Source organism: Paenibacillus sp. FSL K6-2862, from assembly GCF_038005125.1.
GTDB classification, from domain to species: Bacteria; Bacillota; Bacilli; order Paenibacillales; family Paenibacillaceae; genus Paenibacillus; species Paenibacillus illinoisensis_A.
In genome coordinates, this window is sequence record NZ_JBBOSN010000001.1 from 3,842,644 (window position 1) to 3,858,560 (window position 15,917).

Below are 15,917 nucleotides of genomic sequence, written 5' to 3' on the forward strand. Positions count from 1 at the left end.
TTGCTCGAAGCCTTCCGGGATTCGTTATTTAATGAATAATTTGCGCTCCATATGCGTCAGAAACTCATATCCGTCTGGCGTTACGACAACCGTATCTTCGATTTGAAAGCCACCTGCGCCAAGCTCGTAATAAGGGACTTCCACGCAAAGAACCATACCAGGCTCCAGTATGTGCTGGTCACCCGGGGAAATGGTCAAGTCGTCATACAGCTCGAGGCCGATCGCATGGCCCACATGCTGTCTCCGGTAATGAGGGATGCCTTCCTGCTGTACGCGGGATACCGCCGCATGAAATACATCCGATGCTCTGACACCAGGTCGTACGGTTTCTAAGGCAGTTTCCCAACCGCTCTTCACCGCATGAAAATGTTTTTTCATCCAGGCCGTTGGTTCACCCGCGACGACGGTACGGCCCGTATCCCCCCAGTACCCGTCCAACTGCATGCATAGATCGAAGCGGATCTGGTCTCCCTGCTCGATCGTGTGGAAATAATTTTCGATCAGCGGCAGAGCACTGCGCGGTCCTGCTCCCACGGCAGTCATCGCTGGTGTACCGCCCGCACGCATCACGGCGATCCGGTAATGATCGGCGAGTTCCTTCTCGTGCACGCCTGCGGCGATCAGATGAATCAACTCCTGCTCGATTCGTTCATTGACCTCTGCCGCGCGGCGCAGCCGTTCGATTTCGAATGGTGTTTTGACTAGTCGAATATGCCTGAACAATTTATAAGCAGGTACAACAGCACCATCTGGCAGTGCGTCCTGTACCTGTGCCATAATATCTGGCGCAATCCGCATTTCGTCGATACCAATAGGCTGGTTCTCGATGCCGAGGTGTTTCAACGCAGCAAACAGGGCATCTGCTGCCCCTTGGTGAATCACGGTCGTTTCCAGCAAAGAATAGAACAGATCGATGTCTGCGGTGGATGGTTTGCCTTCAATCGTTCCCTCAACGAAGAAATCGCTATAAGCAAAAATGTCAACGTTGGTGATACCAAACTGAGCAACGACGCCCAGACGATTCGTCGGAATGACGATGCACGGCCTTGCAGAACGGTCAGCGGGTAGTATGGCATAGATCTGCATCGTCCAATTGCTGGCACGCAATTGCGATCCGATGACATAATGGATGTTTTCCGGCGTCGTTGCGATAAGGGCTTGTAGTTCCTTCGCTTTCATTACTTCTTCTGCACGGTCCCTGTTTAAGCCTGAAGCTTCGGATGGTTGCTGTAGTTCCATGTTCTCAATTCCTTCCATTTATTTTTTTCTGCTACCAAACCATCCTTCGAGCCCCGGAATGGAGCGAAGCACCAGCTTGATGGCCAAGAATAGTGCCAAGGCGCCAACAATCAATACGACCGATACGGCTGCGATCGTTGGATCCTGCCACTTCTCCATATAGAGGAATAGCTGGATTGGCAGTGTATAGCTGTCCTGACGAAGAAGCAGCAATGCAGCTTCGACTTGATCAAACGTAAATACAAAGGCGATCGATCCAGACAACAACATGGCGAATTTGAGCTGAGGCAGCGTAATGGTAAAAAAGATCCGCCAAGGGCTTGCCCCCAGATCCGCCGCAGCTTCACGATGGACGGACTTCAGGTTGGCCAGTGCACTGCCCACGATGGTGAGTACAAACGGGAGTACAATGACGGCTTCGCCTAATACAAGCCCAAATAATCCACCTGCGATGTGCATTTTGGAGAACAGAATCAGATATGCGATACCCAATGTGATTTTGGGCATAACCATGGGCGATACAAAGAAAGCTCGCAGCAACCCCGCACCCGGAAAAGGATACTGCACGATGGCTACCGCAGCGAGCGTGCCCGTCACCAATGCCAAAATGACAGCTCCTGCTGAAGCAATCAAGCTGTTTTTGAAAGCATCAAGAAACTGGGTTTGTTCCTTCAGGTTGGCGTACCATTCCAAGGTGAACCCTTGAGGCGGAAATTTGCTTGCTGAACCCGAGCCTATGGAAGTGAATGCAATCATTAATAGTGGAAGCAGCAAGTATATGGCGACCGCTCCAACGAACACCGTGAGAAGCCATTTTGTCACACGTCCCGATTTAACCACGTGCACGTCCTCCTTCCCGGGAACGGCGGAACATAAGCCACTCCGCTCCTTTGTTGACCAGCAACGATACCACGACGGACGACACCAGCAGGAATAAGCTAGCCACTGCCGCCATCGGCCAGTTGGTGTCCAGTGTTCGCTGGTAGATGAAGACCGGCAGCGTCATTACCCTTCCCCCGCCGATTAGCTGAGGGGTCGTGAATGCCGTCAGGCACAAGGTAAATACGATTTGGATTCCGCTTGCAATACCTCTGGCCGACAACGGCAATGTTATGGTAAAAAAGGTCCGCCAGCTTCCGGCTCCGAGATCATGTGCAGCTGCTTTGAGTGAAGCATCACTCTGGGAGAGCACATTCAGAATCGGAAAGACCATAAAGGGCAGGAAGATGTGTACAAGCGCAATGACTACGCCAGTCTCGTTGTTCATCATATTGAAGCCTTCCTCGGTCATGCCCAGATGAATGAACAGCCAATTCATGAAACCCTGCTTGGACAGAAGCAGCTGCCAGCCATAGGAACGCACGACCGCGCTCACGAGCAGAGGCAGAAACGTAAGCAGCAGCAAAAACTGCTTCCATCCCGGCTTCTTCAAGCCCGCGATGCAATATGCGAGCGGATAAGCGAGCAGCAAACTCCACGCGGTTACCTTGAACGCAATGCGGAACGTATTTCCAATCAGTTTCCAATAATATGGGTCCGTCAGAAAAGCCCGGTATGTGCCCCAGTCCCAGCCGCGAACCAGTTTGCCATTGTCGTATATGTCGAAACTGTATCTTCCGAATATCAGCAACCCGCCGAGATACACGATGCCCATCAACAGCAGCGCAGGCAAAAGCAGAAGCAATTGGGTCGTCCATTTGCGATTGCCGGACGAGTATATATTGACGACCTTGTCGGTAATCCGGCTCATGATGCCGCACCCGTGCCTGAATCTGCGAGCAGGAGAGCATCGTCTGGATCAAAACCCAGCTGGACAGATTCGCCCGGGGAATATCGCGTTCCTCCGCGTTGATGCGGTACACTCGCCTGAATGCGAAGATGATCCAGCGTTTCGATGACATATCGGATACTTGCCCCGCCATATACACTCTCAATAACGCGACCTTGCAATTGGTTTGCACAATGGGCCGCCTCTTCCCCTAGACGAATATACTCGTAACGGATGGATAAGGAATGTTTCGCCCCTGGCCGGAATGAAGCAGGTTCTTCATTGCTTCCGGCGAGCAGCGAATGTCCCAGAATGCTTACACGTATTCCATTTGAATCCGGCTCGACAACCGAAACCTCCAAAAGGTTGGTATCCCCGATGAACTTGGCTACAAAGCTGTCGGCAGGTCTTTCATAAATTTCATCCGGCGTTGCGTATTGAAGCAGCCGACCTGCACGCATAACGCCGATGCGGTCAGACATGTTCATCGCTTCACTCTGATCGTGTGTGACGAAGATGAAGGTACCGCCGAATTCCCGCTGGATGCGTTTCAACTCCCGCTGCATATCAAGACGCAGCTGCATATCCAGCGCGGAGAGCGGTTCATCCAGCAGCAGCACTTCCGGTTTGTTGATTAACGCTCTCGCAATCGCTACACGCTGTGCCTGCCCGCCAGATAGCTGAGACACGGCCCTTCTGCTGTAGTCTCCAAGTTGTACGAGTTCCAGCATCTCATGGACCTGGCGTTTGATCTCTGCTTTTGGGGTCTTTTTCACCTTGAGTCCATAAGCGATGTTATTGAATACATCCATATGCGGAAACAGTGCCAACTGCTGGAAAATCATATTGCTGTTCCGGCCGTATGCCGGAACACCCGTGACATCTTGCCCACCGAGCAGAATGATTCCGTCGTCGGGTTGTTCGAGCCCACCCAGCATTCGAAGCAGCGTTGTTTTGCCGCAACCGCTCGGACCGAGAAGGGAGACGAACTCTCCCTTGTTGACCTGAAGCGTGACTTGATCGACGGCAGCCCGTCCGTCATAGATTTTTGTAACATGCTTTGCCTCAATCGAGACGGATTGGTGCTCATTGCTCATCTCGGATCCTCCTATTCCTGCCTGGTAATCATCTCGTCTATGTTCCAGGCGACCATGTTATTGAAGATTGGTTTTCACAAGACGATCCCACAGGTCCTTCCATGCGGAGCTGTTCTGAGCGAGTACGTCCCAATCCGGATTGATGCCATTGCTCTGGGTCTCAACAGAGAACGATGGATCACCCTTGTATTTATCCGGTACAGCAGCGGCTGTGCTGGTCACGGGTGTGCCGGTTGCTTCGGCGTAACGTGTCAGCGCGTCTGCACTTAGCAGCTCATTGATAATTTCGTTGGCCACACGTGTTTGTTCCGGCGTTGAACCTTTAACGACCTGGAGCGAGTACGGAAACGAGATGGCCCCTTCTTTCGGATAGGCTACCGCCAGCGGTGAACCGCCATCAATCCAGGTTTGAGCGACTTGCGCACTGAATGGTGCAATGAGGGCATCACCGGATTCGAGCAATGCTTTTAACTGGTCGTTGGATGTAACGAGCGTGCCGACTTGATCACTGTGGTCAGCCCAATATTGAAATGCAGGTTCAGGATTGTCGTAGGATGCGCCGATCTCCTCACCTTTGGTTGCAATCAGAGGTGAAATATAGGAATAGAACATGTAATCCCATAATGCCGTTTTGCCTTTGAATTGCTCGTTATCCCACAGATCATTCCAACTGGTTGGCGGCGTAGTTACCAGATCTTTGTTGTAAACCAGGCCGAAGCTGGATACGCCCCATACGATGCCCTTGTTGTCAGGCTGGTGAAATTGTTCAGGAATGTCCTTGATGTTTGTTACAATGCTGGTATCCAGCGGCTCCCACATGTCATCGTTTACGCCTTTGGCTGTAGCATCTGCATTAAAGTAACCGAAGTTGACGACTGGATTGTTCGGATCGGCTTGTTTGCCTGCTACCATTTTGGGATACATGATCGCATTGGAGGATTCCTCGAAAGTAACTTCAACGTTAGGATGTTCCTTGACATACTCCGCAACCACTTCTTTAGGTACGACGTCCTGATTGGAGCCTGCCCAGATAAACATGGTCAGCTTGATTTTGTCACCGCTGCTATCCGAAGTGCCCCCATTCTCTGAAGCGGTTCCCGAGCTGCTCGCTCCGCCGCAGGCTGAAAGAATAAGTGAAGCAGTCAGCGTTAATGAGGCCAAGCTTAAAAAACGTTTGCGTTTTGATTTAAACATACGAATTCCCCCATAAGATTAGTTGGTTTAATACCCATACACCTTCACATTTTGTAGGCTTACATACGACCTGTTCCCTGCAGTCCGATGCTGTTCCTTAATCCGCTCACGGTGGAGGCAATTTCCTCTGTTGTCACGGACAGTCCATCCACATGCCTTTGTTCCAATATATCCATCGTACGGCGCTTCAGGTAATCCCGAAGAGCAAGCGGATATTCCTTTAACGCTTGTCCCAACGTCAGCTGCATCTCATCGCTCCAGATGGCTTCGAATTGGTCTCTGGTTGGACCATAACTGAAATCTTCCACATTGATCTGCATAGTCGCCCGCAGTGATTGCGTTTCGGACTCGTTAACATTCGTGCCCTTCACGACGACGCCATAAAGTTCCCGTGCTTTTGCGATGGAAAGCAAACCACTTCTAACGTCTGCGAGCACGGACTGGACATTTCGATTTAAAGGATCTCCATATCCTCCTCCTCCTTGGGACAGGAAGGTCACCGTATCCCCAGGCTGCAGCAGCAGTTCGTCGATTCGGCCAAGGTCTCTCTCTTCGGGAAGCCCCTCATTCAGAATAGCCTCTCCATGCGTTCCAACATCGCCGCCCATTCTGCCCCAAGGCTGAAATTCCATGCGCTCCATGTTGCGTGCCGTCATGACCGTGTCTGGTGTGACGATTCTAACCCGCAAGGCGATCCCGCTTCCGCCGCGATATTCCCCGGCGCCAGCGGAGTCTTCGCGAAGCCCGTAATGTTCAATGAGAACTGGCATCTCGGCCTCCACCGTTTCTGCCGGAATGTTGCGCAGATGACCAACGGCGAAATCCATGCCGTCAATGCCGTCTTTCATTGGTCTTGCTCCGGAACCACCGCAGATTGGCTGGATGACCCCAACCTTTTTCTTTCCGTCATTTGCATCCGTCATCGCCATCATGACGATACAGGCTTGGCCTGCTCCGGCCGCAGGCACTTTACTGGCCTCGGCTTTGCTAAGAGCACCCGTAATCACGTCCATCAGACGGATAAACGTAGCTGCTCGTGCGCCGACAGCGGCCATCGGTTCCGGATTCAACACCGAGGCTGGTGGCGCATAATTGCTCACCATACGGATCATGCCGGAGTTCCATGGAATTGTCGGGTCCAGGGTGCGGAAATAGCGAATCAACGCAGGTACTAGCATATAGTGGCCTTGCTGATTATGCGTCGGAATATTAAACGAAGCCCGGACCTGAGGGTCGGTGCCGCTGAAATCGAGATGAATGTTGCTATCTTCGATTGTCATTTTGCAGCGTAAACGGATTGGATATCCTCCGGGTCCCTTTTCGAGATAATCCCAGAAATCGTAAGCTCCATCCGGAATTTCACGAACGATGGCACGAGCCTTCATTTCGGCATATTCAAGCAATTGCTCGATGCCCTGCTCAATCCGTTCCGCGCCATAACGCGCGATCAGTTCGGCAAGCCGCTGTTCACCCCGATTTAAAGCAGCCATCAGTGCCTTGAGGTCCCCAAGGTTTTGCTCTGGAATCCGGCTGTTATCCAGAAACATTCGCATAACCTGCTCGTTTAACACGCCTGCTTCATATAACTTGACAGGGGCGATTCGTATGCCTTCCATATGAATATCGTATGCACTTGGAGAGACACTTCCAGGTACCTTACCGCCAACATCGGATGAGTGAACGAAACACATCCCGTAGGCAATGATGCGCCCCTCGTGGAAGTAAGGTTTGATGAGATGAATGTCGGGAAGATGGGTTACCATGCCTTGGGTCGCATAAGGATCATTGCAGATGACCAAGTCTCCTTCCTGCCAATCCTCAATGCTGCGTATCGTTGCTTCTGCTGGAATACCGAGCGAAAGGTTATACCCTGTTTCCAGCGGTGAACCAAACGTCTCTCCGGAAGGAGACAACAGATAAGTACCAAAATCACCGGTCTCTTTTACAAAAGCGGTAAATCCCGTTCGCAGAACGACGTTTGCCATCTCTTCGACCGCCGCTTGGATTCGATTGTTGAAAATTTCCAGAAATACCTTGTCTGCGATCATTCCGCCGCCTCCCCGATCAGATTGCCATGCGCATCCCTTCTTACGTTATAACCTGGAGGAACAAAAATGGTCGTATCGTATTCCTCCACAATGACTGGACCCGGAATACTTGCTTCCAGCGGGATCTGTTCCCTAGTCAGCACTTTCGCCGTTCTACGCGCATGATCGAACGTTATCGTTCGTTCCTCTGCTCCTCCGCCATGACTGACTTGGGCATACGAATCCACGCTTCCATGGCTTGGTACGATGCCGACAATTGTCGCCCTCAGGCTGATGAACATCACTTCGGATTCTGGCTGGCTGATTCCGAACACATTATGGTAGAACGCATGGAACTTCTCCTTGGCCTGTTCAGGATCGGCTATTTCCTCCTGCGTTAGTGCAATCTCCAGATCAAAGGCCTGTCCTTCGTATCGCATATCGGCACTATAGAGACAGTAGACGCTCTCGAGTTCAACACCGCCACGTGCCTCTACCTCTACCCAGCTTCGCCCCTGCTGCTCCAGATCTGCATAAAAGGAGGCCAATTCTCCACTTACTAATGCATGGCTGCTCTTGTGCAGCGATAGGACAAAGTCATTTCGGAGATTTGCCACCGTGCAGCCCATGGCACAAAGTGTTCCAGGAGCAGGTGGCACAAGTACACGCCGGATCCCGACTTCCCGGGCCATTAGAAACGCATGCATTGGTCCCGCTCCTCCGTAAGCCAGCAGTGTGAAATCACGCGGATCAACACCCTTACGAGCCATTAGAGGCGAAAATTGGGCGTACATATTCGCTGTGGCCACATCCAGAACCGCCTGTGCGGTCTGTGATGCGTCAAGTCCCAGCTTCGTGCCGACCGTATTCAGTGCACGTTCTGCGAGCTCTGGATGGAGTCTCATCTGACCACCAAGGAAACGATCTGCCTGTAAAATACCAAGCTGCAGGTAAGCATCCGTCGTTGTCGGTTCCTCGCCACCTCGGCCGTAACATGCAGGTCCGGGATAGGCTCCGGCGCTGCGTGGACCAACCTTGAGTACACCGACGCTGTCGAGCCATGCAACCGATCCACCTCCTGCGCCAATCGCCGTAACGTCAACTGCCGGCAAAATGACAGGAAAATCACCGACTTTGTTTTCGGTTGAATACGCTGGCTCCTTGTCAATTAAAGCCACATCCACACTTGTGCCGCCCATGTCGAACGTGATGACTTGATCAATGCCGGCCTTCCTGGCAATATGCGTCGCTGCAATGACACCTGAAGCCGGACCCGAGAGCAGGGTGCGAACAGGTTCACTCGCAGCACTTGCCGCTGTCATGATGCCACCGTTGGACATCGTGGAGAGCAGATTTGCTTTTAAACCGTACTGGTGAATACCTTCCTGCAGCCTGACAAAGTACGAACCCATGCGTTCACCCACATATGCATTCATGGCCGTTGCGAGTGTCCGTTCGAATTCACGCTGCTGCGGCCAGATGGCACTACTGCGGCAAATGAACAACTGCGGATGCCGTTCCCTGATGATCTCTTCGGCTTCCTTCTCATGAGCAGGGTTAGCGTAAGAGTGCATAAAGCTGATCGCCAGTGCGGTAATGCCTTCGTCCACCAATTCGTCAACCGCCTGCACCAGCTGATCTTTGTTGAGTGGTTGCAGTATGTCTCCACTAGCTAGCGCTCGTTCTTCAATTTCTTTGACGAGATATCTCGGTACGAGCGCCTCCGTTTTATCACCGTACAGGTTCGTCGTATCCTCCAGGCGAAGTCTTCGAATTTCGAGAATGTCCCGAAAGCCCTGGGTTACGATCAGCCCGGTTACAGCTCCATTGCGTTCGATCAACGTGTTCACACCAAGCGTCGTGCCATGCACGAACATATCGATATCGCCAATGTCCACACCTTGTTCCTGAAGCTGATCCAATGCATTAAAAATAGCCCGTTCTGGTGCTTCTGCGATAGATGGCGTTTTCAGTGCAGCCACCATCCTGCCTTGCCGATCCGTCACCAGTGCGTCCGTGAACGTGCCTCCGATGTCGATACCTAGGCGATAGTTTTTGTCCACAAGTTCATCTCCCTTTTTAACGCGCTTCCTCGATGTTTAATATCTGGTTTTTTATAGCAAAATAACGTTTGACGTCTTCGATCATCTGATTGATGTGATTGACCATCGCGGCTTCGGCTTCTTCCGGGGAACGTGATATAATGGCATCCAGGATCTGGCGATGATCCACCACCAATTCACTCCCTACAGTGCGCCGAATATACGCAGTCTCCAGAAAGTCTCTGCTGGTGTCCCATACCAATTCCACGGCATGGCGCAAAAACTGGTTCTGGGCTGCAAAGGCGAGCAACCGGTGGAATTCCCGATCTTCCTCATAAGGTATGATATTTTGCTCCAATTTCCGCTGCTGCTCCTGAATGGATTGTTCGAGCAGATGGATATATTCTTTTGTGGCATGCTCCGCTGCCAACGAAGCAATCTCCCGTTCAAGCGCTTTGCGTGCAACGAGAATGTCAAGAAGTGCCTTTTCCCCTGAATGATTCAGCGTCTGCATCAGGCGTGAGTTAGCATTTTTCTGCTGCAGCTCCCGTTCAATTAACTTCAGCCGTTCTGAACCCGCTTCTGTCAAAATACGGCCTTTCCTGCCTTCCAGTGCCGTATATCCTTCAACGTCCATCTCCATTAGCCGTCTGCCTATAGTTGCCTGGCTTAATCCGTATTTTTTGCCTAAGGTATGAACGAGCGTACTTGCACCGATAGGAGCAGTTGCATCCTGAAGCTGCTTGAGCAGGTCGTACTCCAATTCCAATTCATATAACTCTGGAGCCACATGTTCCCCTCCTATATATGTAAGTTTCACTTCCTTGTTACTCACTGATGATTAACGTAATAAACAGAAGTATAACTTCTATCGAACATAATATCAATCATTCGCACCAAAATAGTATGAATTAACTTTATAGAATGTGGTATATCTAGGGTTTCTTATCGGTGATGTTTTTCTTATGGGTTTTTCATTCAAAGAATGAATCAATCAGTAAATGCAATCAAATTGTTATCTAATTTCAACCCAAAAAGACTAGCTTACAGAGCCAGCCTTTTTAGATCTTCCCCTCCATTTCTATCCCCAAACTTGTAGTTCTAATAATTAAAAAGAATGCTGAAGGCCCTGTCTATCAGCATACAGGCAGCAAATAGAAAAATGGTCATTTCCGTCGATTAGACAGAAACGACCATTATGACGCAACCAGAGTTCCTCTGCCTTCAGCTCGCTTTCGCGAGTTTCGTGCCACGTACTGATGATATCGCATATACGATCAGTGAAATCCAGATCAACGCGAACCCAACAAGGAGAACCGGCGATACGGATTCCTTAAATACAAATATGCTTAGGAACAGCATGATGGTTGGCCCGATGTATTGCACGAATCCGAGTGTGGACAGCGACATCCGTGCAGCAGCACGCGCAAAAAATAACAACGGCAGCGCCGTTACCACGCCAGAAAGAAGCAGTCCGATGAACATAGACGAAGACAGCGTCCATGCAGTCGATTCTCCTACGACCGCCAAATAGATCCAGTAGCCTAGCGCGATGGGAAGGACTACAGCCGTCTCCGACAGTAAGCCTACAGAAGCGTCTTGCACCGTCTTTTTCTTCGCAAGTCCATACAAGCCAAACGATGCAGCCAGCGAGATCGCGACCCACGGAAAACGACCATAGTCGATGGCGATAATAAGTACTGCGGCACCAGCGATAGCAATGGCGAGCCACTGCCCGCGGTTTGGCTTCTCATGAAGGAAAACAACGGCTAGCAGTACGTTTAGCAGTGGGTTCAGATAGTAACCAAGACTTGTCTCAACAACGTGCCCATTGTTGACCGCCCAGATGAAAATAAGCCAATTCACTGCAATCAACAGTCCACTTGTAGCGAGCGATAACAGCTGTGAACGATTAGCAGCAATCCGCTTCATATCACCCCAGCGGCGCTGGACAGCCACGAGAATACCCATGAAGACAAACGACCAGACGACACGGTGGGACAGAATTTCGCCTGCTGGCACATCGTTGAACAATTTCCAATAGAGTGGGAGAACCCCCCACATGATATAAGCAATTATAGCGTTGACTAACCCGTTGTTCATGAATCCAATTCTCCTCTTCTCTCTCTGATGTCTGAACGGATTATACGCCTTGATCCTAACCTAAGTAAAGGAAATAATCTGACATGCAGCAAGCCACGCTCATGACCATCCCTCCTGGTATTTTGCAAAGAAGATATCAAAAAGCAACATTTCATGTTAGCCCGCTGCTCACATGAAATGTTGCTGAGTCACTAATAATAGGATAAGTGAAAAAATACAGCTTGTTATTGCAATGATGATCTGAAAACAAGTGAATGAGATTTTTTCCAGAACATTTCTTCTCTTCTTTTTTTGATTAAAATACGAGTAAATTAACACAGTAATCACAACAGGCAAATATTGATGAAGGTCCGGTCCTTCCCTACTCGGCAATATTTTATGTATATAACCACCTATAGTCTCGTCAATGATCATAAAACTATATATAACTCCGATGATCGCAGAAATAAGAAACGAAAAGGCTACCTGAACTAGACCTTTATTATGAGTGATAAGACCCAGTTTTCGGTGTAAGTCTTTTATCATAAACGATTACTAACCTCCTCCATTTAGTTGATCTCCCTATACTTTACCACACCCTTCCAATTCATGCTGGTTTGGGCAGCAGCAGTAGAGTATAGTGGAAATAGTTAAAAAAATATTCCAGGAGGCTACAGCCATGTCACAGGATATCTGGATTAACCTGCCGGTCAAAGACGTTGAGAAATCTACTTCCTTTTTCAACGAGATTGGATTCCATGCGGTTAGCGTTGGTAATGAAAGAGCCAAGCTTACCATTGGCCAAACCACAATTCTGCTGTTCCCGGATGCAGCGTTTGAGAAATTTACAGGTTCAACCATCACAGATACTTCCCATAGCGCAGAAGTCATATTCTCAATTGGTGCTGATAGCAGAGAAGAAATCGATGCTTTTATTCAGAAAGTTGAAGTTGCCGGAGGAAGTATCTTTGGCAAACCAAGTGAAAATGAAGGCTGGATGTACGGCGCAGGATTTTCAGACCTGGACGGTCATAGGTGGAACCTGTTGTATATGGATGAGAGCAAAATGCCGAAACGCTAATTGAAAAACGCCGGTAGCCTTATTCAGGTCACTGGCGTTTTTGTTATACCTCTTCACTTTTACCCTCTTGTCTCTTACTGATTACTCATGACATGGAGATAAAAGTTCAGATCGTTCTCGAGGTGCTTTTTCATCAACTCTTCAGCTTTCTCGCCTTCTCTGGACTTGATTGCATTATAAATTTCTTCATGCTCATCAATCAGATGAGGACGATTATAGATGACAACGGTTTTCCTGAACAGATAAATAATAGCCTGCATCCGGTCTATAATATCGATCATGAGTGGGTTATTACTCGCTTTTACAATGTCATTATGGAAGCTTTCATTCGCGGACATAATCTCATCCTTGGTCCCCGATCTCCCGATTTCCACATACTTGTACAGTTCCTCAATCTCGTTGTCTTTTAGGAAATTCGCCGCGCATTTAGCTGAATACCCTTCCAACAATATCCGAACATTGAACAAATTTCGTAAGTCCTTTTCCGTTGGCTTAACCACTTTCTTTTGAACAATTAATCCTTCGTTCTCCAGTTTTCGTATGGAATCCCTTATGGGCGTTCTGCTAACACCAAGCTCTGCAGCTAGTTTCTCTTCAACGATCTTTGTACCGCTAGGAAGCTCACCGTTTAAGATCTTGTCACGGAGAATTTCGTAACACTGATGATACGCCGGTCGTGAGCTATTATTGTCATGCACTAACTTCACCTCAGTTTCATTTCTCATCATAAATATAGTACCAAATTATGTTCATAAAATCATTCCAATAAACGATACCAAGTAATAAAAGTATACGCAAATTCATAAATTGTATACAATTTTATATTTTATTGTATACAATTTTAAATTTTTAGTATACAATGAAAACGCAAACAACGATGTAAGCGGTTGCTGAATCAATCATTTTATTTTCAGTAACTCAAGTTCACTTCAACGTTGTTTGAATCTAATCTGTGTACAGAACTCAATTCTTCGGCATATAAGCCTTTCTTAGAAAAGTTATTAGGAGGAAAACATCATGGCAAAAAAAGTTGGTTTTATTGGACTCGGCATCATGGGGAAACCGATGGCTCTAAACCTCAGAAAAAAAGGACACGAACTAACCGTTAATGATCTGAATCAGGATGCGGTACAAATATTGGTAGAATCCGGTGCAACTGCAGCCTCCTCACCTAGAGAAGTCGCTGAAAACTGTGAAATCATCATCACAATGCTCCCTGCATCCCAACATGTGCAAGCTGTAGTTTTGGGTGAACAGGGCATTTTATCCGGAGCCAAAGAAGGCTCGATTATTATTGATATGAGTTCCATCACTCCTGCTGTTTCCATTGCTCTTGCTGAAGAAGCAGCGAAAAAAGGCGTCGGCTTTTTGGATGCACCCGTTAGCGGCGGAGAACCTAAAGCCATTGATGGTACGTTAGCCATTATGGTGGGCGGTAAAGAAAGCGTATTCGAACAAGCCAAGTCTGTGTTGTTTGACATGGGAACGGCTGTCACCTTGGTTGGAGATAGCGGATGCGGAGTTACAGCGAAGCTCGCGAATCAAATCATCGTTAACTTGAATATTGCTGCGATGTCCGAAGCCCTTGTCCTGGCTGCCAAAGCGGGCATCGATATTGAGAAAATGTATCAGGCAATCCGAGGCGGATTAGCAGGCAGTGCTGTTCTGGATGCCAAAGTACCGCTCATTCTGGACAGGAACTTTGCCCCTGGAGGCACGATTGCTATCAATATGAAAGATATTACGAATGTCATGGATACAGCTCACGAGATTGGAGTACCTCTTCCCCTTTCCAGTCACCTGTTGGAGATATTCCATGCCCTAAAAGTTGACGGGAAATTAATGGACGATCACGGCGGGATCGTACAATACTATGAAAAATTAGCAAATGTCGAAGTTAGGGGTCTTGGCCATGAAAACGAATAATCGGTCTGTTGAAGAAGTATTCAGCAATATTCCTTCTGTGGATACCGGCCTTGTTCATGAAATGATCGCTAAAGAGCTTCAACGCTTTAATCACAAAATTATCGTGTTGGATGATGATCCAACTGGTGTTCAAACAGTACATGGTGTATCGGTCTATACGGATTGGTCGTTGGAAAGCATCGACAGAGGTTTTAAGGAAGAGAATTCGATGTTCTTTGTTCTCACCAACTCACGCGGATTTACTGCTGCAGAAACGAAAAAAGCACACCAGGACATTGCTGCAAATATCGTAGCAGCTGCCAAGAAAAACAACCGCGAGTTCACCATTATTAGTCGTGGAGATTCCACACTCAGAGGTCACTACCCGCTGGAAACGGAAGTACTGAAGGATACCGTGGAAGCACAATCAGATATCCGATTTGACGGTGAGATCATCCTTCCTTTCTTCAAAGAAGGCGGACGCTTCACGATCGATAATGTTCACTACGTTCAATATGATATGGAACTGGTTCCTGCTGGAGAAACCGAATTCGCCAAGGACCGCACCTTTGGTTATACCAAATCCCATTTAGGTGAGTGGGCTGAGGAAAAATCGAATGGTCAGTATAAAGCCGAACATATGACGTACATTTCGCTTGAAAGTCTGCGTGCCATGAACTTGGATCTGATTGAGCAGCAGCTGTTGAACGTTGAGGATTTTAACAAAATTATTGTGAATGCGGTTGACTATGCCGATGTACAGATCTTCACTATTGCTTTAATTCGAGCCATCAACCAAGGTAAACACTTTATGTTTAGAAGTGCTGCTGCCCTTACGAAGGTTATGGGAGGCGTTAGTGACAAAAGTCTGCTCACTCGTGAAGAGATGATGAGTGATCATACAAACCATGGCGGATTACTCATCATCGGATCTCATGTTAAGAAAACAACGGAACAGTTTGAAGAACTGAAGAAGTCCGGTGCAGTAGAATTTGTTGAATTTAATGTTCACCTTGTTCTGGAGCCCGAACAATTCGAGAACGAGCTTAATAGAGTTGTGGAGACTACCAACCAATTCATTCTTCAAGGTAGAAATGTGGCTGTCTACACCCGAAGAGAACGCTTGGATCTTGGAGAAGACCGAAAAGAAGAGGAATTAAAACTTTCCGTGAAGATTTCGGATGCTGTCACGAGTATTGTCAAACGTTTGAAAGTAAGACCATCCTATATCATTGCTAAAGGCGGGATTACCTCGAGCGATATCGGAACGAATGGCCTTGAAGTAAAACGAGCGACCGTTGCTGGACAGATTCGTCCAGGTATCCCCGTGTGGACAACTGGAAGTGAAAGTAAATTCCCGGGGATTTCCTATGTCATCTTCCCTGGTAACGTCGGTACCAAAACGGATTTGAGAGAAGTCGTTGAGATGTTGAGTTCGTAATCATTCTTATTAAATTTAATATGACCAGAACTGTAAGGAGT

13 protein-coding genes are annotated in these 15,917 nt (G+C 48.4%); 3 read left to right on the top strand and 10 right to left on the bottom strand.

The window, feature by feature from the left end; translation table 11 throughout:
- Positions 1 to 24 precede the first annotated feature (24 nt).
- The 9 genes from MHB82_RS17260 to rarD all read right to left on the bottom strand — a co-directional run bounded on the left by MHB82_RS17260 (position 25) and on the right by rarD (position 11,470).
- Positions 25 to 1,239 carry a Xaa-Pro peptidase family protein gene (locus tag MHB82_RS17260; RefSeq protein WP_341175404.1) on the bottom strand — a complete coding sequence of 405 codons (1,215 nt, stop codon included), beginning with the start codon at positions 1,237 to 1,239 and terminating at the stop codon, positions 25 to 27.
- Between the two features lie 18 nt (positions 1,240 to 1,257).
- Complete coding sequence (locus MHB82_RS17265) at positions 1,258 to 2,079, bottom strand: ABC transporter permease (RefSeq protein ID WP_341175405.1); 822 nt, start codon at positions 2,077 to 2,079, stop codon at positions 1,258 to 1,260.
- Positions 2,072 to 2,989 carry an ABC transporter permease gene (locus tag MHB82_RS17270; protein ID WP_095357624.1) on the bottom strand — a complete coding sequence of 306 codons (918 nt, stop codon included), beginning with the start codon at positions 2,987 to 2,989 and terminating at the stop codon, positions 2,072 to 2,074. Before MHB82_RS17270 ends, MHB82_RS17265 begins: the two co-directional genes overlap by 8 nt.
- The gene (locus MHB82_RS17275; protein WP_341175406.1) at positions 2,986 to 4,104 is read right to left on the bottom strand and encodes an ABC transporter ATP-binding protein; all 1,119 of its coding nucleotides are present in this window, start codon (positions 4,102 to 4,104) and stop codon (positions 2,986 to 2,988) included. The genes MHB82_RS17270 and MHB82_RS17275 overlap by 4 nt, the downstream gene beginning before the upstream one ends.
- 57 nt (positions 4,105 to 4,161) lie before the next feature.
- Positions 4,162 to 5,298: an ABC transporter substrate-binding protein gene (locus MHB82_RS17280; protein WP_341175407.1), complete on the bottom strand. Its 1,137-nt coding sequence runs from the start codon at positions 5,296 to 5,298 to the stop codon at positions 4,162 to 4,164.
- A gap of 59 nt (positions 5,299 to 5,357) precedes the next feature.
- Positions 5,358 to 7,346, bottom strand: a complete 1,989-nt coding sequence (locus MHB82_RS17285; RefSeq protein ID WP_341175408.1) for a hydantoinase B/oxoprolinase family protein — start codon at positions 7,344 to 7,346, stop codon at positions 5,358 to 5,360.
- Positions 7,343 to 9,388: a hydantoinase/oxoprolinase family protein gene (locus MHB82_RS17290; RefSeq protein ID WP_341175409.1), complete on the bottom strand. Its 2,046-nt coding sequence runs from the start codon at positions 9,386 to 9,388 to the stop codon at positions 7,343 to 7,345. The genes MHB82_RS17285 and MHB82_RS17290 overlap by 4 nt, the downstream gene beginning before the upstream one ends.
- 16 nt (positions 9,389 to 9,404) lie before the next feature.
- Complete coding sequence (locus MHB82_RS17295) at positions 9,405 to 10,157, bottom strand: FCD domain-containing protein (protein ID WP_095357619.1); 753 nt, start codon at positions 10,155 to 10,157, stop codon at positions 9,405 to 9,407.
- Between the two features lie 434 nt (positions 10,158 to 10,591).
- A complete protein-coding gene (gene rarD, locus MHB82_RS17300; RefSeq protein ID WP_095357618.1) occupies positions 10,592 to 11,470 on the bottom strand; it encodes an EamA family transporter RarD in 879 nt (292 codons plus the stop codon).
- A gap of 658 nt (positions 11,471 to 12,128) precedes the next feature.
- Between rarD and MHB82_RS17305 the strand changes: the two genes are divergently transcribed.
- Positions 12,129 to 12,530 (top strand): VOC family protein, encoded by a 402-nt coding sequence (locus MHB82_RS17305; protein ID WP_341175410.1) that lies wholly within the window; start codon positions 12,129 to 12,131, stop codon positions 12,528 to 12,530.
- Between the two features lie 74 nt (positions 12,531 to 12,604).
- On the opposite strand, the gene MHB82_RS17310 is transcribed toward MHB82_RS17305, so the two are convergent.
- Positions 12,605 to 13,255: a GntR family transcriptional regulator gene (locus tag MHB82_RS17310; RefSeq protein WP_095286705.1), complete on the bottom strand. Its 651-nt coding sequence runs from the start codon at positions 13,253 to 13,255 to the stop codon at positions 12,605 to 12,607.
- Positions 13,256 to 13,547: 292 nt separating this feature from the next.
- Here MHB82_RS17310 and garR point away from each other — a divergent pair, with 292 nt between their 5' ends.
- Positions 13,548 to 14,456 carry a 2-hydroxy-3-oxopropionate reductase gene (gene garR, locus MHB82_RS17315; protein ID WP_341175411.1) on the top strand — a complete coding sequence of 303 codons (909 nt, stop codon included), beginning with the start codon at positions 13,548 to 13,550 and terminating at the stop codon, positions 14,454 to 14,456.
- Entirely contained in the window at positions 14,443 to 15,876 is a 1,434-nt protein-coding gene (locus tag MHB82_RS17320; RefSeq protein WP_341175412.1) for a four-carbon acid sugar kinase family protein, read from the top strand. The genes garR and MHB82_RS17320 overlap by 14 nt, the downstream gene beginning before the upstream one ends.
- Positions 15,877 to 15,917 lie beyond the last annotated feature (41 nt).

Bases quoted from the DNA above. Each gene is read 5' to 3' on its own strand.
- MHB82_RS17260 (WP_341175404.1), bottom strand. From the start codon at position 1,239: ATGGAACTACAGCAACCATCCGAAGCTTCAGGCTTAAACAGGGACCGT.
- MHB82_RS17270 (WP_095357624.1), bottom strand. From the start codon at position 2,989: ATGAGCCGGATTACCGACAAGGTCGTCAATATATACTCGTCCGGCAAT.
- MHB82_RS17275 (WP_341175406.1), bottom strand. From the start codon at position 4,104: ATGAGCAATGAGCACCAATCCGTCTCGATTGAGGCAAAGCATGTTACA.
- MHB82_RS17280 (WP_341175407.1), bottom strand. From the start codon at position 5,298: ATGTTTAAATCAAAACGCAAACGTTTTTTAAGCTTGGCCTCATTAACG.
- MHB82_RS17285 (WP_341175408.1), bottom strand. From the start codon at position 7,346: ATGATCGCAGACAAGGTATTTCTGGAAATTTTCAACAATCGAATCCAA.
- rarD (WP_095357618.1), bottom strand. From the start codon at position 11,470: ATGAACAACGGGTTAGTCAACGCTATAATTGCTTATATCATGTGGGGG.
- MHB82_RS17305 (WP_341175410.1), top strand. From the start codon at position 12,129: ATGTCACAGGATATCTGGATTAACCTGCCGGTCAAAGACGTTGAGAAA.
- MHB82_RS17310 (WP_095286705.1), bottom strand. From the start codon at position 13,255: ATGAGAAATGAAACTGAGGTGAAGTTAGTGCATGACAATAATAGCTCA.
- garR (WP_341175411.1), top strand. From the start codon at position 13,548: ATGGCAAAAAAAGTTGGTTTTATTGGACTCGGCATCATGGGGAAACCG.
- MHB82_RS17320 (WP_341175412.1), top strand. From the start codon at position 14,443: ATGAAAACGAATAATCGGTCTGTTGAAGAAGTATTCAGCAATATTCCT.